At 21.7% G+C, this 21,899-nt stretch carries 27 protein-coding genes; 5 read left to right on the forward strand and 22 right to left on the reverse strand.

Annotation, left to right across the window (positions count from 1 at the left end; all coding sequences use genetic code 4):
• The first annotated feature begins 447 nt into the window (after window positions 1-447).
• Window positions 448-1,512, forward strand: coding sequence for a hypothetical protein (locus AACK83_RS01175; protein WP_338958865.1), 1,065 nt, complete (start codon window positions 448-450; stop codon window positions 1,510-1,512).
• Between the two features lie 223 nt (window positions 1,513-1,735).
• Here AACK83_RS01175 and AACK83_RS01180 read toward each other — a convergent pair whose 3' ends face one another.
• The gene (locus AACK83_RS01180) at window positions 1,736-2,857 is read right to left on the reverse strand and encodes an Mbov_0401 family ICE element transposase-like protein (RefSeq protein ID WP_338956840.1); all 1,122 of its coding nucleotides are present in this window, start codon (window positions 2,855-2,857) and stop codon (window positions 1,736-1,738) included.
• A 298-nt stretch (window positions 2,858-3,155) separates the two neighbouring features.
• Here AACK83_RS01180 and AACK83_RS01185 point away from each other — a divergent pair, with 298 nt between their 5' ends.
• Entirely contained in the window at window positions 3,156-3,455 is a 300-nt protein-coding gene (locus AACK83_RS01185; protein ID WP_338956837.1) for a hypothetical protein, read from the forward strand.
• 59 nt (window positions 3,456-3,514) lie between these two features.
• Window positions 3,515-3,856, forward strand: a complete 342-nt coding sequence (locus AACK83_RS01190) for a hypothetical protein (protein WP_338956834.1) — start codon at window positions 3,515-3,517, stop codon at window positions 3,854-3,856.
• Window positions 3,857-3,986: 130 nt separating this feature from the next.
• Here the strand turns inward: AACK83_RS01190 and AACK83_RS01195 are convergent, their stop codons facing one another.
• From AACK83_RS01195 to AACK83_RS01290, 20 genes are all read right to left on the reverse strand, one after another.
• Window positions 3,987-6,014, reverse strand: coding sequence for a hypothetical protein (locus AACK83_RS01195; RefSeq protein ID WP_338958867.1), 2,028 nt, complete (start codon window positions 6,012-6,014; stop codon window positions 3,987-3,989).
• 113 nt (window positions 6,015-6,127) lie between these two features.
• Window positions 6,128-6,598: a hypothetical protein gene (locus AACK83_RS01200; RefSeq protein ID WP_338958869.1), complete on the reverse strand. Its 471-nt coding sequence runs from the start codon at window positions 6,596-6,598 to the stop codon at window positions 6,128-6,130.
• A complete protein-coding gene (locus AACK83_RS01205) occupies window positions 6,574-7,206 on the reverse strand; it encodes a hypothetical protein (protein WP_338958872.1) in 633 nt (210 codons plus the stop codon). The genes AACK83_RS01200 and AACK83_RS01205 overlap by 25 nt, the downstream gene beginning before the upstream one ends.
• 144 nt (window positions 7,207-7,350) lie before the next feature.
• Complete coding sequence (locus AACK83_RS01210; RefSeq protein ID WP_338958874.1) at window positions 7,351-9,939, reverse strand: hypothetical protein; 2,589 nt, start codon at window positions 9,937-9,939, stop codon at window positions 7,351-7,353.
• A gap of 3 nt (window positions 9,940-9,942) precedes the next feature.
• Window positions 9,943-11,640, reverse strand: a complete 1,698-nt coding sequence (locus AACK83_RS01215) for a hypothetical protein (RefSeq protein ID WP_338958876.1) — start codon at window positions 11,638-11,640, stop codon at window positions 9,943-9,945.
• 15 nt (window positions 11,641-11,655) lie between these two features.
• The gene (locus tag AACK83_RS01220; protein ID WP_338958877.1) at window positions 11,656-12,840 is read right to left on the reverse strand and encodes a hypothetical protein; all 1,185 of its coding nucleotides are present in this window, start codon (window positions 12,838-12,840) and stop codon (window positions 11,656-11,658) included.
• Between the two features lie 18 nt (window positions 12,841-12,858).
• Entirely contained in the window at window positions 12,859-13,236 is a 378-nt protein-coding gene (locus AACK83_RS01225; RefSeq protein WP_338958878.1) for a hypothetical protein, read from the reverse strand.
• A gap of 16 nt (window positions 13,237-13,252) precedes the next feature.
• Window positions 13,253-13,444 carry a hypothetical protein gene (locus tag AACK83_RS01230; protein WP_338956818.1) on the reverse strand — a complete coding sequence of 64 codons (192 nt, stop codon included), beginning with the start codon at window positions 13,442-13,444 and terminating at the stop codon, window positions 13,253-13,255.
• A 34-nt stretch (window positions 13,445-13,478) separates the two neighbouring features.
• Entirely contained in the window at window positions 13,479-13,637 is a 159-nt protein-coding gene (locus AACK83_RS01235) for a hypothetical protein (protein ID WP_281747961.1), read from the reverse strand.
• 16 nt (window positions 13,638-13,653) lie between these two features.
• Window positions 13,654-14,475 carry a hypothetical protein gene (locus AACK83_RS01240; protein WP_338958881.1) on the reverse strand — a complete coding sequence of 274 codons (822 nt, stop codon included), beginning with the start codon at window positions 14,473-14,475 and terminating at the stop codon, window positions 13,654-13,656.
• An 11-nt stretch (window positions 14,476-14,486) separates the two neighbouring features.
• Window positions 14,487-14,723, reverse strand: a complete 237-nt coding sequence (locus AACK83_RS01245; protein ID WP_338958883.1) for a hypothetical protein — start codon at window positions 14,721-14,723, stop codon at window positions 14,487-14,489.
• Window positions 14,723-14,857, reverse strand: a complete 135-nt coding sequence (locus tag AACK83_RS01250) for a hypothetical protein (protein WP_338956809.1) — start codon at window positions 14,855-14,857, stop codon at window positions 14,723-14,725. Before AACK83_RS01250 ends, AACK83_RS01245 begins: the two co-directional genes overlap by 1 nt.
• Window positions 14,858-15,001: 144 nt before the next feature.
• Entirely contained in the window at window positions 15,002-15,157 is a 156-nt protein-coding gene (locus tag AACK83_RS01255) for a hypothetical protein (RefSeq protein WP_338956806.1), read from the reverse strand.
• Complete coding sequence (locus tag AACK83_RS01260) at window positions 15,157-15,318, reverse strand: hypothetical protein (protein WP_338958885.1); 162 nt, start codon at window positions 15,316-15,318, stop codon at window positions 15,157-15,159. Before AACK83_RS01260 ends, AACK83_RS01255 begins: the two co-directional genes overlap by 1 nt.
• A 3-nt stretch (window positions 15,319-15,321) precedes the next feature.
• Window positions 15,322-15,615 carry a hypothetical protein gene (locus AACK83_RS01265; RefSeq protein WP_338956800.1) on the reverse strand — a complete coding sequence of 98 codons (294 nt, stop codon included), beginning with the start codon at window positions 15,613-15,615 and terminating at the stop codon, window positions 15,322-15,324.
• Complete coding sequence (locus AACK83_RS01270) at window positions 15,605-15,808, reverse strand: hypothetical protein (RefSeq protein ID WP_338958886.1); 204 nt, start codon at window positions 15,806-15,808, stop codon at window positions 15,605-15,607. The genes AACK83_RS01265 and AACK83_RS01270 overlap by 11 nt, the downstream gene beginning before the upstream one ends.
• A gap of 80 nt (window positions 15,809-15,888) precedes the next feature.
• A complete protein-coding gene (locus AACK83_RS01275) occupies window positions 15,889-16,080 on the reverse strand; it encodes a hypothetical protein (RefSeq protein WP_338958888.1) in 192 nt (63 codons plus the stop codon).
• Window positions 16,081-16,088: 8 nt separating this feature from the next.
• Window positions 16,089-16,292: a hypothetical protein gene (locus AACK83_RS01280; RefSeq protein WP_338956796.1), complete on the reverse strand. Its 204-nt coding sequence runs from the start codon at window positions 16,290-16,292 to the stop codon at window positions 16,089-16,091.
• 134 nt (window positions 16,293-16,426) lie between these two features.
• Window positions 16,427-16,945: a hypothetical protein gene (locus AACK83_RS01285; protein WP_338956794.1), complete on the reverse strand. Its 519-nt coding sequence runs from the start codon at window positions 16,943-16,945 to the stop codon at window positions 16,427-16,429.
• Window positions 16,946-16,957: 12 nt separating this feature from the next.
• Window positions 16,958-17,089: a hypothetical protein gene (locus AACK83_RS01290; RefSeq protein ID WP_338956793.1), complete on the reverse strand. Its 132-nt coding sequence runs from the start codon at window positions 17,087-17,089 to the stop codon at window positions 16,958-16,960.
• 1,001 nt (window positions 17,090-18,090) lie between these two features.
• Here AACK83_RS01290 and AACK83_RS01295 point away from each other — a divergent pair.
• Entirely contained in the window at window positions 18,091-18,447 is a 357-nt protein-coding gene (locus tag AACK83_RS01295) for a hypothetical protein (RefSeq protein WP_338958890.1), read from the forward strand.
• A 406-nt stretch (window positions 18,448-18,853) separates the two neighbouring features.
• Here the strand turns inward: AACK83_RS01295 and AACK83_RS01300 are convergent, their stop codons facing one another.
• Window positions 18,854-20,014 carry an Mbov_0401 family ICE element transposase-like protein gene (locus AACK83_RS01300; protein WP_338957526.1) on the reverse strand — a complete coding sequence of 387 codons (1,161 nt, stop codon included), beginning with the start codon at window positions 20,012-20,014 and terminating at the stop codon, window positions 18,854-18,856.
• Window positions 20,015-20,087: 73 nt separating this feature from the next.
• Between AACK83_RS01300 and AACK83_RS01305 the strand changes: the two genes are divergently transcribed.
• Complete coding sequence (locus AACK83_RS01305; RefSeq protein ID WP_338958892.1) at window positions 20,088-21,794, forward strand: hypothetical protein; 1,707 nt, start codon at window positions 20,088-20,090, stop codon at window positions 21,792-21,794.
• Window positions 21,795-21,899: the final 105 nt, after the last annotated feature.

The raw sequence follows: 21,899 nt of genomic DNA on the forward strand, positions 1-21,899 counted from the left end.
TGCAAATTAATTAAACGGTTTATTAAAAAAATAATAAAGAATATAGATAAAAAGGATTTATGACAATTAATTTTATTAATAGTAATATTTGGTTTGTTATTATTTTCAAAGTTATTTTCTTTTGTTATTCCTAAAATGTAATGATGAGGAATTTTAATTTTATTTTTAGTCGCATTTACGTTCTTATTTATATCTTTTGCTAGATCATTTATTTGAAATTCTAATTTTTGAATGATTTTAAAAAACAAAAAAAATAAATTATTTACTATTAACTTTGACTTATTTATATAAATTTTACATACTTTATATTTATTTTTAATAATAAATTAATTAATTGTAAAATACATAAAATTTGATAATATACAATTATTATTAGTATACATAAGTTTTAACCAATTACTTTTATAGGAAAGTAAATGGATTTTTTTGTTAAAAGGAGGTATTAAAATGGCAAACAAAAATAAATCAGAAATATTTCAAAAAATAACAGCACAAAAAGAAATGAAAGATATTTTAAACCAATCAAATTCTACATTTAAAAATAAAAAAGGAAGAAAAAAAGAAAGACATGGTGGGTTAACATTTAAATTTAATAAAATTAATAACACTAATAATCAATTAACAGATGTAATAATTAATGATAACCCATCAAAAAGTCATATAGAAAATCCAGAGACAGTTTCTATTATTTTAACAGAGAGTGAAAATATGCAAGAAACAGCTAATGAATTAGAAGAAATAAGTAGTCTTTATGCAAAATCAGTAAAAGAATCATTAGATAAATCAAAAAAAATTAAAGAACTAACAAAAGAAAATCAGCAACTTAAAAATAAAATTGAGTCATTAGAACAAGAAAAACAAAAAAATATTAACTTCGACAATTTTAAATATAATGCTGTAACAATCTTAGATGAATATAAAGATATTTTAGATTTAAAAAATCAGTTGCAAGATCAAAAAAAAGAATTACAAGAACTTAAACAACAACAAAAAAATATAAAAAAAGAAATTTTAGAAAAAAGAAAAATAATTGAAGAAAACGAAAAATTAAAAAATAATAGTCCAAAAGAAAATAAAAATATTACAAGAAAACAAATTAGAGAACAAAATATTTGAAAAAGAGAAAAGATTAAATTAGAAGCAGAAATAGATGAAAAAGAAAAAATTTTAGAACAAGAATCTATACCACTAAATTCATTAAGTAAGGGATTGCCTGTTTCTTATACAGTCGGATTAAATGAAGATATTAAAAATAAAAATATAGAAATTAATAAAAAAGAAAAAGAAATTGAAAAATTAAATGATAAAATAAATAAAACTACATCTTTAAATGAAAAAAGAAAATTTGATGATCAAATTTTAACACTCGAAGAAGAAATAAAAAATATTAAAAATAAAGACTTAAAAAAAATAAAAAACATCCATGAAGAAATTTTACCAATCAATAATAAAATTTATTTTATAACAACTTTTTTTTCTTCGGGAGATTATCAAAAATCCGGAATAAATTAAATCGTTGTAGTCTTATTATAAATTTAGACAAGAAATAATTTGGATTTTTATGAAATTGTAAATTTATCTTACTACTAATTTAAAAATATTACAATTAAAATACTCAATTTTATAAATTATAAAAACATTTTAATAATTTAATTAACATAAATATATAACAAAAATTCTTATTAACTTTTAATTTAATAAGTTTTTTTAATTTTTTATTTTAAAATAAGTAAAATTATGTTTTTAAATTTATTTGATTACATTTAAAAATAACCATTTTTATATAAATAAAAATACTATATGTTCTATTAACAATCATTTCTTTTAAAACATGTCAAATATTTGTTTCAGTAAAACAACCAATATTTCATTTTGCACCTTGATTAACAATACCTTTTTTATTATTTTTAAAATATTGTTTTTTTAACTTTTTATGATTATCTAATTCTTTATATAAATAATCAATTAATTGTTCATATTGACCATTATTAATGAAATCTTTACAATTATTATATTCACTTCAATATTTTCCTTTATTTCCCGCCATTATACCAAGATATAATGTTCTAATTAAATGGAATTTATCTAAAACAAACTCAGCACCAAGATAATCTGCTACATCTTTAATTCATCCAGCACTATCTCCACAAATAATTATTTTTGCTTGTTCAACATTTTCATAAAATTTTTGACAATGTTCTTTAACAAATTCAGCAGTTTTTTTAACTCCAATTGCTGTTCTTGTTGGTCTAATAATTGCTTTTACTCTTTTATTTTGTACTTTATGATTAATATTATCTGTATATGTTGTTATTAATCTCATAGAGTGTTTTATACCTTTACGTTTAAAATCTCAAAACTTTCGATGTCCATCATCAATTGCTACAAAAATAGGTTGATTTTTTTCTAATTTTACTTTTACTGGATTTGCTTCAATTACTTCTAAATTTTTAAAAACTCTATGAACAGTACTAACACTAATACCTGCTTTTTTACAAATAGCACAAATATCATGATATCTTTTTCCATCAGCAAAATATTCAATAATAGTTTGTTCAACATCTTCACCAATTCTTTTATATTTAGGTAATTCTAGTCATTCATCAACTAAACAAACACGAACTCATTTTTGTAATTTTTCATCAAAATATTCATAAATTCTTCTTTTATAAGTTACTAATCCATACATTATTTTTCTTGTTCGATATTGATAATCAACAATTTTATATTTCTTTTTATCTCTTGTATTTTTTATTCTTCAATCTCATTTTTCTCATTTTTTTGTTATATGTTCTAAAACTAATTTATCAATTTTTGCACTTTGTTCTCTAAAATTTCATTTATAATTAAAATTCACATTTACTTCTCCTAACTATTTTAAAAAAATCTAAATTTATTGTAAATATATTTAAAAAATTAATTTACTTAATTATTATATAAATATATAAGTGTAATTTTAAATAAAATAAAAATTATTTAAAAAACCACTTTCATATTTAAAATATAACAAACAATTTCAATATAATTAATAGTATAGGTATCACAAAATAAACACCTTTAATTTAGGCATTATTTTGAGTTTAAAAGCATACTTGTAAAAATAATCAAAAATAGTACAATTTATAAGTAAAATCAAGGAAAAAAGGAGTAATTAAATGAGCAAAATAAATAAATGTTTAATAATAAATTGTAATAAAAGAAAAGAATTTTTTAATAAAAAATATGATATTTTTTGTAATGAGCATAATATTAAATTTACAGATTTTATTGGTAATCAATGAATTCCAAATGCAACAATAGAAAAATGAAGAAAATATCCAAAATTACATACAGAATTTGTTAATTTAAAAGCAGCAGAGTTTATTCACCAAGAAAATAAAAAAATAAATCCCAAAGTTAGTTTTAGTCAAACAGGAAAAGAAATTTTAAAAAGGGAGAATTTAAATGCAAAATAGTAAAGGAAAATCATTAAAAGTTGTAACTAATTTAAAATCTTTAAAAAAGATTTTGAAAAATGAATGTTGTTTGTCAAAGTAAAAATTGTAATAACAAATGAAGTAATATTGTTTTATTAGAATTAAAATCAACAACATTTAGTCTTTTTCTTTGTGAAAATCATGCAATTAATTTAGAACATGAATTATTACCAAAATGATTAAAAACTTCTGAAAAATTAAGAAAAAATAAAAAGGAGAAATTTATTATGAAAACATGAATAAAAGCAAATTTAAGTAAAATAACATTAGCATTAGCACTAACTGGTGCTACAACTGGAACAATAGGATTAATCATGGGGGGCTGCTTACCCATGAAAATAACAAATTTAATTCTTATGAAAAACCAGACCATACAGTAGTATTATGTAATGCTCCAATATGAGTTAATATGTATAATGGTTCTTATTATTCTTTATACTGCTCAAATAAAAAGTTACATGATGTAGATATTAAATGAAATGGAAAATATTGAAAAGGTTACTTTGATAATTAAACTTCTAAATTTATATAAGAAATATTTTCGTTATATTTATCAAATAAATTAATATTTTTTAAGTCTATTTCTTCTTTATCTGTTATTAAAATTAAATTATAATTACCAGCACCAAATATCCCACTAATTTCAATCCGATTTAAATTATTAATCGGATTTTCAATTTGTAATTCAAATTCATTATTATTATCAATTTTTATAATTTCTTTATAAAATTCTAATTTAGAAAATAATTGAGATTTATTTGAACCATATAAATTTAAAGCATTTTTAATTTTATTTTTATCAATAATTGCTCTTGTAAAATATTTACCATATTCTCCATTACCTAGTGTTCAATCTGCTGGAATTAATGATGGAATATTATTACTTTCTAATTCATTTGTAATAGATAATCAATTAAATTGATTATCATCTAGTTTAAATAATTCATTTTGACTAATATCATTATTTTTTAGTTTAATGTTATTTATATCTGTAAAATCAAAATATGCTGATTTTAAAATCACTTTTGCATTTTTAAATTGTCAAATATCTTCCTTAGTAGGATGTATTGGATTTGATTTTAATTCAAAATAATAAGGTAACAATATTTTATTATCATCATTTAAACCTTTATTAATTGACATACTTGAATAAATATTATTTGATAACATAATAATTAGTTGTTTAAATATTTTCACTTGCTCTAAATTAATATAATTAGGATAATCTAATTTTCATTGCTTAAATAAATTAGTTATTACTTCATCGGGTTTTTGATTTTCAAACTTTCCTCTTAACATGTCCATTTTATTTGGTGATTTTGTTGGGTCTAATGATGCTCCATCAAAATTACGATTATAATTATATGTGTAACTTAACATGTCTAATAATAGTTGTTGTAAACTATCAATTGGTGGTTTATCATTTATTTCTAGTTCAACATCATGAAATTTATTAGTTGTAGAAATAAATAAATTATAGTTACCTGCTAAAAATCATGACTCTAATTTTGTATCTTTTAATTCTAGTTCATCAGATAATGGTCATACTTTTGAATTTTTAGTAACATCATAACCAATTTTAGCATTAGTTACTCTTGCATTATTAATAATTTCTTTTCTTGTTTCACTTCCACCACCAATAGTAATTAAATCTAAAACTGATTTTTCTTGTTCTATAAATTGTTTTGCTAAATGTCAAGGTAATATTTGTTCACTAAATCATTGTTGTAATATTCTAACTTTTGGTTGAGTTTCAATAGGCATTGATAATAGGGGAAATGCTATCTTATCTTTAACAAATAATTTTGGGTATACTTCCATATTGTCAACTTCACCAAGTACCTTTATATTATCGAAAATCATGCTTCTAGGGGCTTTAATTTTTAAACCGATAACTTTTGTATCTTTATCTAATGGTTTTTGTAATTTAATAATAATGGGATAACCATCTCTTGTTTTAAAATCTTTAATTTTAATAATAGTAATACTTTTAGTACTTCTTGTTTTTGGATTTTGATAAGGTTGTGAATAATTATTAATTATATATAAGTTATCAATATTATTTTCAGTTAATGGTTCATTAATAGATACTGCATATAACTTAAATTGATTTAATAAATTTATTTCTTGAAATATTAAATTTTTAATATCAGTCATACTATATTCAATAGTATTATCATTAATATTTGTGCTAGCTCTTTGATTTAATTGCATAGTAAAGTCTGATGTTTCAACTGCAATAGTTTTTAATACTTTATCAATATCAATAAAACCTATTTTAATAGTATTTGCTGAAAATCTTAAACTATTATTTTCATTATTTTTAAATAAACGTTCAATTTCATAAATATATATAGTTCTTTTTTTAAATTCATCGTATGCTCTATTAATATCTGGGTCACTAGTAGCACTCATCATATTAGTAAAATCATAAGGAATATTATCAATTAAATAATCATTTTCTACTTCTGCCTGATTAAGTTTAGTTTGTTTCTGTTTCTGTGGAAACTTCGTTTGTGGTTTGTTGTTGTTTTCCATTGTTCTCTCCTATTAATTGGTTATTTTCGGGATTAAATAATTTTAATTTAACTGTTAAGTTATTAATTTCTTGTTCATCATTAATATTAAAGGTTTTACTATTTAATAAGTCTTTATCAACACACTAATATTTGAATAAATTTAAGAATATCAATATTAAATTGTCATAATTTTTGTTCAATATAATTAATAGTTGAAATATTTACAGCTGTACTTTCGGGAACTGATTGTTGTGCAGATTTCTTTTGACTTGGTATATGAATACCACAACGTTTAAATATTTCATTAACATTTCAATCGTATATATCAGTTAAATTTTTACCTTTAAAATTACTATTTGTCATATTGATATTTTCGTTTTGTTCATTATTATCTCCACCACTTTTAAATATATAGTTTTTAGTAACTAATGTTCTTACTGCTTCTTCTAATGTTGATTGAACATTACCATAAGTTTGACTAAATATAAATTTAGGTGAATTTAAAATGGTATCTAAAACAATTTGTTCATAAATAACATCTAATGCTTTAATTTTATCCATTACTTTATCACAATCTGCTAACTCATTTGCTTTATTTCGCATAATTGATATTGTGGTATATAATTAATATTTAATGTTTGTTCTTGTAATAGATTAGGATTATTAATAAATGATTTAAAATCTAATGGAAATTGTTTTTTATTATCACTAATACTATAAATTGAGCGATTAATTATTACTTGTTCATTATTTAATGTATAAATTTCAAATAATCTTACAGTTTGTGCATTTTGTTGATAACTATCATAAAAAATAGTACATTGAATTAATTTACCACCAATATCATAAACTCTTTGTTGTATATCTACTACTTGAAAATATAAATCATCATTAGCAATATAAATTAAATAACCACTAATTCCTAATTTGCTTAATTTAAAAATAGAATTTCAATTTTTTCTATAAAATTCTTGCTGAATTAAGTATTTTTTAATAGTTTCATTATTAATATCTAATGGAGCATTATATAAATTAGCATTATTTTCTGCTACAAAATCAGTGAAATAAGTTTCATGATTAAAATCATTAAAACCAAAATAATTTAAAATTGAAGCATGAGTACTTTTATTTTTATTATTTAAAAATTTTACTTTTTCATTTTGATTATCACTAATATTACTTTTATCTTTTCTAAAAAATTTACCTAACATAATATTCACCACCTTTCTTAAAATATTTGATTAATTTTTAATATGATTTTTACAATGATAAATATAATTAAACCTGCTGTTGCTGATGATAAAATTACTCCTATTAAACCTAAAATAATTTTTATAATTTTAAAAAAAATAATATTACTCCTGTAATTCTTCTAATTTTCATACATTACCTTTTAAATTACCTTTTCCAGTATAAATAGTAATCCATTTTGCATGTTGAACTGATAAAATTACTATATTAGCACTATCATTAAAGGTTTGTATTTGTACACCAGCAATTTTTTTATCAGTTATAATAAATTCTTGAATAGTATAAACTGGATTATATATACTTCAAGAATAATAAACTCTATAATGTTTATTCTCTTGAAAATCATAAGTAATTTGTCAATTATCTCATTTATTTTTTTCTCTTGTTCCTACTTCTTTTCATTGTGGAATATTTGGTGTTGGATTATTTTTTAATTCAATATCTCATTCATTTTCTCTAATTTCATTAGTTTCTAAACTATATGAATTAATTTTAATAGGTTTTTCTATATCAATTTTTTCAGGTGAAATAATATTTAATGTTTTACTATTAATTTGATAAACATTATCATCTGCTTGTTCTAATACTTCAAAATTAATAATTGCTCCACCATTACCACCATTTAAAGTTAAAGTTCAATTTGTATTATCAAAATTAATATTTAATGTAGCATCACTATTACCAATTTTTCCCGAAGCAATTCTTCAATTACCAGTACCCGTTACTCTTGGTGATTTAAAAAATATAACTTGTTGATAACCTTGGTCTAATGGTTTTTCATTTGCAACTTCTCATGTTACAAATATTCGATAAATATATTGATATAATGGTGCATATGTAATTTTTCATGTTTTATCATCAATTCTATTACCTATTACTTTTCATTTAATAATTTTAAAATCTGCTAATTTTTTATCTATCTCAGTTTTATTATAATAATCAGATAAATTAGGTATTTTTTCTTTTAATTCATTAATAGCACCACCAATAGTTTTATTAGTAGTTTCTAAATTAGGAATTTTTTGACTTACAGCATTTATTTGAAATGCTACTGGAAACTTTTTTTCTGTATCTTCTAATTTTTTATCTACTTCTGTTTTTATGTAATAATTATCTAAATTAGGTATTTTATCATCTATATATTTCTTATTTGGAATATCTAAATCATCAGTTATAACTGGATTATTTCTATAAATTAAAGTTTTACCACCAACATTAGTTTTAATAACTTCATTAACTAATCTTGTAGTATTCTCTTTATCATCTTTATTATTAAATATTCTATTTTCAGCAACTGAACTACCACCAGAAGCACTAATTTTATTATTTTCATCAATAGTTATATTAGTACCAGCAATTAATTTATTTTGTTTTTTATCTAATAAATTATTAGTTTCTAGTTTTGTATAATAATCACGTTCAGTACCTTCTTCTGTTATAAATTCAGTTGGTATTCCAGTTCCTTGATATTGATATACTTCAATTTGATTAATTACATTTGTATTAAATTCTATTGTTGGAGGAGTAGGAGAAACTTCGAATAAAATTTTTTTTGTACTATAATCATAAAATAAAGTTACGCTTCTAGTAGCATCTGCTACTGTTGTCATTTCTTCTCATGATATTATTTGAATGATTGATTTTGTATTATAACTTTCATTGTTATTTAATAAAAATTTTATTTCTTTTTTAAGAGTATTAACTATTTTTTTATCATTTTTATCTTGTAAATCAATTACTCAAAGAATTATAGTTCATTTATCTAAATAAAAATCATCATTATTAATTTTCTTTCATAATGGACTAGTTTCAATATTAAATCAATTATTTTTAATATCATCAATACTTTCATTAGTTTTAGTTAATTCATCATTCAATTTAGTTATATTATTTTCATTTGTAGTAATTCGTTTTTGTTGTTTAGCAGAAAAATCACAAGTTGGTGCATGTGTATAATCACCAATTTGTGGATTATTTTGTAATGCTTCTGGTGGTAATGTTCCAATTTCATCTGGTCAATCTAAAATCATTGTTTCAGTTTCTTTATCATAATCTGTTGCAACATAACCTTTATTAACAAATTTACTAACAGGACCTCTATATATTTCATTTTCATTATCATCAACTAAATCATCATATAATTTAATTTGTTTTGATAATGTAAATTCTTTTTGTTGTTCAATTAATTCATCAACTTGATTTCTAGTATAAAATGCTTTTAAGTCAATTTTTTCAATATCTATTTCATCATCATTATAACTTGAAAATATTTGTTTTAATTCTGTTAATCTTGCTCATATTTTCATTCTACTAGGTGCTAAATCTCAAACATTAATCGTAGGAGTACTACTTGCACTAAATTGACTACCATTATTAAATTGAATAGTAGCATCAACATTAAATTCAATTGGTGTACGATTAAATACTCAATGTTCAACCATTACATAAACCATATCTCTTAATGTTTCTTTAATTAATTCATCTTTAAAACTATCAAAAGGAAATTTAGATAAAATAAAATCAAGATAAGCATTAATATCATTTTGAGCACGAATAGCAAAAGTTTTAAATCAATCATTAACATTAGGTCATGTTTGTATGTATTGCTGTGGCGTTTCTGTAATTTTTCCAGTTAATGGATATCAGTTATTATAATTTTCAAGACTGACATCAGTTCAAAGTTTATTAATCATAATTTATCATTCCTTAAAAAATGCTTGTTTATAATGATGAGTATGTTTTTTTGTTTTTTTATGTGTTATATGCTCAATTTCTTTTTGCAACTTTTTCTTACCCTTTTCTACAACTTGACTATATGCAAATTTTTTTAAATGATGTAATAGTCCAGTGCCAAATAAAGTATTAACTGAAAATTTTAAACCAACACTTTTAAATGATTTATTAATATTTTCAATAGGGTTATTAATAACATTTACTACTTTATGATAAGTTCTTATTATTCTAAATATTTCTCTATATACTTTAAAACTATCTCTAATTACTTGTTGTACCACTGGTGGAGCAAATGCTATTGCTTTTAATCATTTATTACGATTAATACCATAACCAATGTATCAACCACTATATCAACGATATCAATGAAATGGATGTATTTGAGTAACAAAAGTTTTTGCTTTAAGAATACTATCAACAACTGTAATTGGTTTATATTTAGGATTGCGATGATAAATAGTAATTGCACATTTATCTAATGACAAAGGTTGAATTTTACAACCCATAAATACTGGTGAATTTAATGGAATTAATTGTGCATGTTTAATTGCTCTTTTTTCTGCACTAGTAAATAAATCAGTTGCTTTTTCTTTTAATTTATTAATTTTTTCAAATGCTTGTTTTTCTAACTTTTCAAATTTTTCTTGTAATTTATATATACTTTCTCTTATTTTTTCAAAATATGGTGTATCTTTTCAAAATTTATTTAAACCTTTTTTTAAATAAAATCTAATATCAAAATATTTAAAACTTTGATTTGCTTTTAAAACAAGTTGATGAATAACATTATTTTTAAAATTAAATTTAATAGAATTAGCACGAATTTTTTGTAAATCTAAAATTAAAGTTTTTCCATATCTATTTTCTGAATGTATTGTATGAACTAAATTTAATCAATCATGTTGGTTCATAGATAGTACTTTTTTTAAATCAGTATTAAATTTTTTTAAAAAGTTATTTGCTTTTTCAATATCTTTAATTTTAAATTTAGGAGTTAATTGTGGACTTAATTTTATTAATGTATTTTGTAATAATAAATAATCTTTTAATTCTTGTGCTTCTAATTTTTGAAAATTATTTTTATATTGTCTTTCAGCAACATAACCTAAATCTCGTAATACTGTTTCACGATTAGGAGTAAAACTATAATTCATTAAATAACGTTTATTACCAATAATTTTATCTGTTAAAATTTCTTTTCCACTTACTTGACTAATAACTTCTTGTAAATTTTTGGCTTCTTTAATACCAACTTGTTTTAATGTTTTAGTTTCTTGTGCTAGTTTAATAAATTTAGTAGTACGATAACCACGACTAATTTTATTAAGTCCAGCAAATGCAGGTAATAAATTTAAGAAAGTATTTAATTTTGTTACATTTCCTTTTAAATAATCATAAACTTGATTAATAGTAAAATCAGTTGTAGCATAAATACCAAAATTAATAGTACTTGCAATAAAATCACTTGCACCTAATCCAAGGGCTACACTTTCACTTAATCCACCAGTAAAAGGAGCAAGTGCTACTGCAATTACTTGTACACCAATCATTTCTAAAATTTCTCATCAAAAACTTTTATTTTCTTGTTGGTTACTTGTTCTAGTATGTTTTGGTTTATTTATGTTTAAAAGTATTGCTGTACTAGTTGTACCAATTGGCATGGCATTTAATTTCCTTTATTTAAGAGTTATTTTAATTGGATTTGTTGTTCCTTTATAATTTAAATCATTAACATTTGCAGTAATAGTTATATATAAATCACCTGCTTTTTGTTTTTGATTACTTACATTAGTTTTACCTTGTGCATCACTAAAATATTTAATAGTTGGATTTGTTAAATTAGGATTTAATGATTTAAGTTCATTAGTACTTTTTATTTGTGTATTTAATTCACTATTATTGTTATTAACATTTGCAGTAATATCAGTTGTTAAATTTGTAATTTTAGTTTTTAAATCAGTTTTCTCTGCTTTAATAATTCCGCATAACATTCATCTTGATGTTGTTTCATTATTGGAAATATAAGGTATTGATTCTCCAACAACTTCACCAGCAACTTTATATGCTCTTCCTGCTTTATCATCTTTAATAAAGTCTACATAAATAATTGTTCTTTCTAACATGTATCTTTTCATTGCTCTTGGTGTTGCTAAAACAAAAGTCATTAGTTGTTGTTCATTTTTATCATTAGTAAAAATCATATAGTCATCAAGAACGATTTCACATAATACACCTTTTACATATAAATTATTTCCATTTAAACGTAATTGTTGCGCTAACTGATTATCGGTGATTAAACCTTTATTATCTGCTAAATAAACTAAACTATCATAAAGACCATTAGTAATAAAAAATTTACTATTTGCAATGTTTCTAAATTGAAACAAAGTATTTCAAGCAGATAACATTGATTTTAAATATCCTATTGGCGTTGTATCTTCAATATCTATTTTAGTAGCAGATTTTGCAATTGCTTGTGTATCATCAATTGCTAATTTATCTGCTAAATCATTTGCAACTTCATATTGCATGCTATCTAATAAATTTTGTCCATTATTTGCATTTAAATCTACATCTGCAATAATTTCTCCTGCAAGATATTTTTTAGTTATTTTTTTACTAATTTTATCTGTATCAACATATGGTAATTCATATCTTTTACTTTTATCATCTCAAGCAATAATTTTTATTTCCGGTTTTTTTGGTTTTTTAACAATAAACTCAATATTTACTGAATCAACAATTTCAGTAGGGAAAAAGTTTGCCCATGGACTATTTGAAATTTTAAAAAACTCTATAAATTCTGGTGCTTCTACTAATCTCTCTGTATTATCTAAATTTTGATTAAATGGTACTGACATTTTATTTCTTCCTTTCGTTTATAAATAATTTTTCTTTTTATAATTAATTAAAAAATTTTCTTTATCATTTGTTTTATTATTAATAATTATTTGTTTATTGCCACCTGTATTAATTGTTTCTTTAAATACTGGTTGTTCTTTAATTATTTTTTTAATAGTTTCTTCAATTTTTGAATTTTCTAAATTATTAGTTTTAAATTTTAAAAATTCATAAAATTCTTTTTTAACTTGATATTTTTTAAATATATTAATTATTTCTTTTTCTTTAATTTCTTGATTAAGTTTATTTAACTTATTTTCTAATTCAACAATCTTAATTTCTTGCTCTTGTTGTAAATTATTATTTTCAGTTAAAGGTTCAGTATTTTGTTCAACATTAGTTTCATTTTCTAACATTTAAATCACACCTTTATTATTTATTTTCTTTTCCATTAATTTTTTCATTAAGTTTTGCTAATTTTTTTTGATGTTTCATCACTTTATTATTTCTTCTAATATGTTTTGGAGTTGTGATAAATCTTTTTAATAAAACAATAATTTCTCTGCAAATTAATGTTCCAACACTTGTTCCAATAATTATTAATTCATGTAAAAATTCTTTCATTTCAATATTTTCCTTTCAATTATTTATTTTTTAATTATTCATCAAATTGACCACCATTAATTCTTTCAATCATAGATTTTGAATTACTTATAATGCTTACTAATAAGGCAATTTCTTTATTTAATTGTTCCATTCTCTCTTTATATGTCTGAATTTCATTATTATAATATTCAAGTAATTTTTCTTTATTCATAAATTATTCACCTCCTTTATAAACTCATGTGATTATAATCTCAATTTAGTGAAGCATTATCATGATTTAATGGAACTTCGCTCATATTATCACTACCATATTGACTAGTTGTTTCACTATTAATTGTGAATCTATTATCATTAATAAGATTTGCAGTTTCATTTGTAAATGAAGTTTCTTGCATTTCAGTATCATGATTAATTTCAATAGGTAATAAATTATGGATTATTTCACTTGCACCAGCAATTATGGTAGGTACTGCATAAGCATTATTAAAATCATTATTTATACCCATTGCTACACCACTTGAAATCAAACATCCACCAGTTGCCATATTACAAATCTTTCTTATTGTTTCAAATTTATTAGGTATTAACTCAGTTAATCCACTAATAAGATTTGATATACCATAAGCATTTAAACTAATATATGTATCTCAATCCATTAATGACTGATTTTCTTGTTTATTTAATAGTAATCATGGAGGACTCTCAGTTGTAGTTGTAGTAGTTATTGGCATTGGTGTTGTTGGAATAATTGGAGTAATATTATTCTTTGTTCATTTACTATAATTTGCTAATCCAATTGTTCCTAAACCTAATAATATTTTTTTACTACTATTAATTAATTTAGTTTTAGTATTTGGTCTTTGATTTAAATTTCAAATATCTAAACCTAATTTTTTACCAAATAATAAACTATTAATTGAACCTAATACTGGATTTGCAATCACTTGACCATAATAAGCACTTGTACCAATCATTGCACAAATTGGACTTATTCCAATTCTAATTAATTTAGTTAAAGTATAATTTGATTGATTTTCTATACTTGGCATTTTATTTTCCTTTAATTTTCTAATTTTTTAATTGTTACTTTAATTCAACCTTGATAAAAATCATTATCACCAACTATTAATGCAACATTACTTTCTGGGTCAGAAACAATTATGTGTTTTGATTTAACATTTGGATATTGTCTTAAAATAATTGCTCTAATATCATTACTTGTATGAATTGCTTTTGGAAATGGTGATAATATTTCAATTTCATCTTTATTTTCAAACAAAGTAGGTAATATTATCATTAGTCAAATTCACCTCTTTCAAGTCTTATAATTCAGTTTTCTAACTCATAAAGTTTGGATGAATATTCTATTAATGAATTATTTAATAAATCTATTCTTTCTTTCATAGAAATAATTAATTTTTCTTTATTCATAATTTAACTTTTCTTTTCTAACTCTTTTATTTTGTTTTTGTTTACAAAAGTTATTACATTTATGTGCATAAAATCTACCATAACCACATTTATTATTCTTTATTACTTTTAATAAAATTAGGAATTTTTAATTCATTTTTATTATTACTCATTATCAAATTCTCCATTTCTTATTAATTCAAGTAATTTCATAATTCTTTCTGGTTTATCATTTTCATAAGAATAATCACAACAATCACAATGATGTACATTAATATTTCATTCCTCTTCAATATAATCAATTAATTTTTGTTTAATCATTATTTTTTCTCCTTATTTTTAATTTGATTAGCAATTTCACTTAATATTTTTAATACTTTATATTCATTTTTTAATTCTTTAATAATAAATATTAAAATTATTATTAGTGTTATAGATGTTATTAATATTGGTATTATCAATAAAATTTTTCATAATATCATTTTTTACTCTTTTCATTTTTTAAATCATTTAACATTGATTGAACAAAATGCACGATTTTTAGGAATGTTTAAAGTGTTAAAGATTTGACCAGTTACTAAAATTTCATCATTTTTGTTTAATAAAATACAGCGTCTATAAAGTTTTGGGTTATTAAAAATTAAAGTAACATAATTTAATCCATTTCATTGACCACGAACACTATAATATAATTCCTTATTACCTTTTTCGTAATATTTTGCTTCAATAGTGTTACTCAGTTTTACTTTTAATTTGACATAATTTTCTTTATCTTTCATTTTTAGAATTCCTTAAATAATTATCAAAAATCAATATTTTCTTATGATTTTTTAAATAATATTGAATATGCTTATAAGCATCTTGTTCATGTTTTGTTAATTTTATATTTCCTTTATAATCTGTTATTTTATTTTTATTTTTTGGGTGATTTTCGAAATAATCTCAGTTAAAAACATCTTGAACTAATACCATTAATGCACCAATAATTTTAGGTGTTGATAATGGATTAGTTAATAATTGTTTTGAACTTAAAAAGAAATTTTCTACAATAACTAATATTTTTTATCAATAAATTTTTCTTTAATTAATTGCAATTTTTCTTTATACATATTTTTAGTTCATAAAACAGTTAATGTATTAAATGTTTCATTAAAAACAATATTATTAGTTTCACTTGAATATATAACCATTCCATTATTACCAATTCCAGCAGGGTCAATTCCAATAATTAAGTCATATTGCATTAATTAAGTTAACCTCTAATAACCGTTTTAATAATTTCTAAATCACAATTACATCAACAATATTTACATTCTTCAATAAATTCTTTATGACCACAAACTAAATTATCTTTTTTTAAATCATCAATCAGTTTAATTAGCCCTATTTTAAATTCAATATCATCACTGTCTGGTATGCAAATCGTTTCTCTTTTAGTTAAATATTCTTTATCCATATTTATACCTCCTAATTAACTTAATATTTAAAATACAGTCATAACAAATTGCTTTACTATTTTTATCTCTTAAAAAATATTTTCTTGTTTTTATATCATTAGTATTAAAGAATAAATAATCTAATTTATTTTGTTTACATGTTCAACAAAAATACTTTTTCATTATGATTTGAAATTTCCTTATAAGAAGTAACTATATAATTAATTGCTAAATCATTATGCTTATATGGATTATTTATTTTAAAACCTTTTCTGTTTTCTTCTCACGTAATGTTATATTTAAAACAAGGATTAGTAATTTTAGTTTTGTTATCAGTTATTTCACCCATAAATCAACTATTATGCTGTTCATAAAATGTTAATGGTTCAAGTTTTATATCATTAAGATAATATTCTTTTGGAGTAATTGGTTTATTAACAGTTATTTTTTGGTCTTTAATATATGGTTCTAATAATTTTATTAATTCATTACCACTTAATTCTCTTTTAATATTTTCTAAATTAAAAACTCAATATGTGTAACTGTTATCAACAATAAAAGAATTATTTTTAATCATTCATTTTGGAAGTGATAATTTATATTCAACATAATCAATAAGAATAGATTGTGGTTTATCTTTAACAATTTGTTCTTTTTTAAATTCTATTTGCATAATAATCCTTTCCTAATATGTTCTGTTGCTTCTAGCATAAAGAACATATATTTTGATATTTAGATTATTAATACTACTACTATTCGTTTTATTCATTCCATGAAAACTGGGCTCAAAAATAAATTGTGAAATTTTAAAAAACATTGAGGCATTCGATTCAATATTTATTTAATTTGTGTTTAGCAAATTAATATTTTAATTGAACCGGTCCCGCTCAATTTTTTTTACAAGTTTGAAATTTATTTTCTCGCCCAAAAAAATTTTTTAAAAAAAATAAAAAATAAAACCAACACTTGCTCACTGGGGAGTGGCAAGGTTGGTTAAATAAAGAATAGAATTAATACAATGGGTCCCTACAACAGGTCTATATATACTAGTTTCCAATTCGCTCCCACCCCAAGAATTACCATTAATGGTTAGTATATTTTATTAGGTATCACTCCACTTTTTATTTATCCATGCAAGTCCACATGCTAGCTACTATTTTTAACAACTGTGTTGTAGTTCACTTTTTTAGTTCCCTAACACGTGTTGATAATAGTGCTAAAGATTGTTATTAAAAATTTTAAAATTTTACAATTACAAAAAAAGACAAGATTATTTCTTGTCTTTTTCCTTGTTGATAATTTTAATTTAACTTACAAAATGTATATTTTATTTTTTTTAAATACGTCGAATATAAAATATAAATTTAATGTTTTAAGAAAAGAGAGTAATTTTGTCTAATTTTCATTATTTTTCAAATAATTCATTTTTGGAAATAAGTTACTAATATGATAATAAATTATTTCGTAACTTCAACATATTGATAATTCTATTACTGAAAAAATAATGCATTTCCAAGAACTTACAAATGGTGATATACAAGTTATTAATCAAATAAAAAACTATGAAAATATTAATAAATATAAAAAAGATACAGTAATAATTGAGAACATTTCACCAATAAATAATAATACTAATTGTCAATTTATATCAATTAAAGATTTTCTAAACAATCAAAAAAATGTAAAAATAAAGCCATCTTTAATATCAAGATGTACATGACTTGTCTTCAAATTAATTTCTACGATTGTTTCGGAAATACCAATTATAAATCGTATTTTTGGATTGATATTTAAGCCTTTTTCATGAATATTTTCAAATTGAACAAAAAAAATGAATCATGATTTTCTAACCAAATATGTGAAAATGAGCAAGAAAAAGAAAAAAACAAAAAAGAACGTGAAACAATAATTAAAAAATTAAAAAGTGATAAATTGGAAACTAGATTAGAAACACAATATGAATTATTCAAACAAGAATTAAATAATAAAAAAAATAAAAAAGCAAATGACTTAATAAATGATGAAATATTAAATCAAAACTCAAATAACATTTCTGAAAATCAAAATATTAAAAACTTTGATTCATCTACTAAAATTTCAATAAATTACCAAAACCAACAATCTTCAATCAATGCAAATCACAATTGAAATAAAGTAAAATCTGTATTAATATAATCAATTAGTGAACTAACAATTTTTTAATAATATAAATTTAATTAAGGAATAAAATCTTAATAATATTTTTTTAAAAAAAGAAATTTTTTATTATTTTTTATACATTTTTATTTTAAAAATATATACTTTTATTGGATATTTTTATAATAAAAAAAATATTCAAAAACAAATAAAGGAGATTATAAGGGAGCGTACCGATGTTGTCAATAATATTCAAATTTGTCTTTAAATTATAAGTTTAGACGAGAATAATTTAGACTTCAATATGCAATTGTAAGTTAATCTTAACACTTCAAAAATATTAGTCAACAATAATACTTACTTTTATAACTCAAAAATTCTTATTAAAGTTTTCTTTAATAAGTTTTATTTTATTTTTATTTATTTTTTAAATTTAAGTTTTAATTTATAATAACTGGATAATTGTATTTATTTGATAACATTTAAAATTAACCATTTTTGTATACATATCAATGTTATAAGTTCTATCACCAATCATATGCTTTAAAATTTGTTTAATATTAGTTTCAGTAAAGCAACCAATATTTTCAACTAATGCTTGGTTTAATACACCATCTTTTGCATTAATAAAATAACCAACTTTTAATTTTTTATATTGTAAAGTTAATGATTGTAAAAAATCAATTAATTCATAATATTGACCTTTGGCAAATAAATTTATTGCATTTTGATAGTGTAATTTAGCAATTTGATTTTTTCTTCTTCCTGCCATTATACCAAGAAATAAAACATGAAAAGCATGAAATTTATCTAAAATAAATTTAGCATTTAAAATTGTAGCAGTTTTTCTAATTCATTTTGCACTATCTCCACAAACTATTAAATTTGCTTGGTCAAAGTTTTCAAAAAATAAATTACCATATTTTTCTATTAATTTTGCGGTTTTTTCAGCACCAATTTCTGTTTTTGAAACTCTTATTTTACATACAGCTCTTTTATTAATTAATTTTCCATTTTTCTTTTTACCAGTACACATTACTATTAATCTCATCGAACATTTTTTACAATTTTTAGTATTGTGTTTTTCATTAAACTTAAATTTTCGATGACCATCATCAATATTTACATATAAATTTTGATTTGGTTGTAATGGTATTTTGGGAATATTTGCTTTTGGTAATTCAAATTTTTGATATGTTCTACAAACTGTACTATTACTTATTAAATCTTCAATAAAAGTATCACAAACATCACGATACTTTTTACCATCAGCAAAATATTTTAAAATTTGTTTAATAACGTTAGGTGCAAGTTTACTATATTTTTTAACACCAAGATAATTATCTAATAATGATACGTACTCCATTTTTTGTGTTTTTGTGTTATAATGTGTACAAATACGTCGTTTATAAGTTAATAAACCTTTTTTTGCTTTTAATTTTCGTTGTCTAAATCTATATGATTTATATTCAGATTTATCACATATACTTCATAAATAATCATCTATTTTTGCAAATAATTCTTCTGTTTGTTTTAAACTTAATTCATCTTGATTAAAATCATGTTTGTCTCAATCAAAATGATTTGCGAATGGTAATATAAACATTTTTAATGTTCCTTTCTAATTTTTGTTTGTTAATAATTTAAGTTTAATTTTTTTTAAAAAATAAGGAGTAAATATGGCTTTTATTAGTAGTTATGGACAATTAAATAAAAAATATAATCTTAATTTTAGTGATAATAATTATGGTTTTAGTTGAGATATTTTTAAAGAATTTGTTGGTGATGAATGAGCAGAATATTTTACTACTAATTGTTTTTATCGTTTTGTTCCAACAGCACGTGGAACAAGAAAAACTTGAAACTGTTTAGCATTTGATTTATTTATATGTTGTAATTTTAGAGATAGTAGTGTTCAAGAAGTAAGAAGATATGAAAATACTCATAGTGAAACTACAATTGGTGCTTTAATGAATGTTTGTCAAGTTTTATTAGATACATATAATATTAATTTATTACCTAATAATCCACATGGCATTAAATGAAAAATTACTAAGGATGGGGGATGTATTATCTTTCCAAGTAATCAACAAATTGACTTTATTGGTTATGCTAATGGTAATAAGATTTTTGGAAAAGAAGCAGGTGGGTCAAGTTTTTTAGGTTCAAGAACAGATGAAATTATTATGGCAGAAGAAAAAGAAACATTAACTGAAAAACAATTAACATATCGATATGAACGTTTACAAAACTCTATGTTTAGAAGTAATCGTATTAAAGTATCAAATAAACCTATTAAAGAGTGAAGTTGAACATTTATTGATAAAAATATATATAGTTCTACCTTTGGACAAAAGATTACTCGTTATTTTTATAAAAGTTTTTTCATTACTTTTACATGTAATCCTTATGATAAATATCATCCATTTTATTTAAAATACTGTACACCATTTTTACCATTAAATGATGAAGTCATGAAAAATCTTAAAAAAGTTGGTAAAGTTTATTATGAAAATAAAGATATGTTTAGTGGTTTAGGTTTATTTGTTTTAAGATTTACTATTCAACCATTTTGAAATAAATTACCTGACATTCAACAAAGAACATTATTAGAAATGGAAAAAAGTAATCCAGATGAATATAATACTGTTTATTATGGTTTTGAATTTTTAGATAGCGATGCAACAATTTTCCCATTTCAAAAAACAGTAAAATATTGACAATCATATGATTTAAAACAATTTTATAATCAAAAAAAAGAAATGTATAAATTTGATTTTTATAGTGTTGGTATTGATTGAGCTACGGGACCAAAAGACCATACTGTATTTATGGTAGTTGGTTTTAAAGAATATAATAATACTGGTTATTATGATGCTTATATTATTTGTGAATTAGTAGTTACTCCAAATGATTTTATAAATGAAAATGAAAAAATTAATGCTTATGTTAATGAAATTTTAGGATTAATGGATAATTTTGAAAATTTTGAACAAGCAATTTATTTTTATGATGATAAAGCAAGAACAGCAATGGATTGATTAAATCAAAAATTAATTGATGAACACAATACTATTTTAATAACACAAACCGCTATTAAACATGCTTCAAATTTAAATCAAGAAGCCGGATTAACTAATAGAGTAGTTTGAATGAGAAATATTATGAGTTATGGAAACTTTTATGCAAATAAAGATGATTTACCAAAAACAACTCAATGTTTAGAAGAATTACGTTATGACCAAACCAAAACTAACATTCCTGACAAAAATATGTATCAAGACCCTTATGATGCATTATTTTATGCATTATATCCATATAAAAATGTAATTAGGGGTAAAAATAATGCTACTGTAAAAAAAAGTATCTTCACATTTGCAATATAATAAATAAGCGCAATACAATTAATAGTATAGGTATCAAAAAATAAACACCTTTAATTTAGGCGTTATTTTGCTTTTAAAAGCATACTTGTAAAAATAATCAAAAAT

Source organism: Spiroplasma endosymbiont of Tiphia femorata, assembly GCF_964020225.1.
Classification (GTDB): domain Bacteria; phylum Bacillota_I; class Bacilli_A; order Mycoplasmatales; family VBWQ01; genus Spiroplasma_E.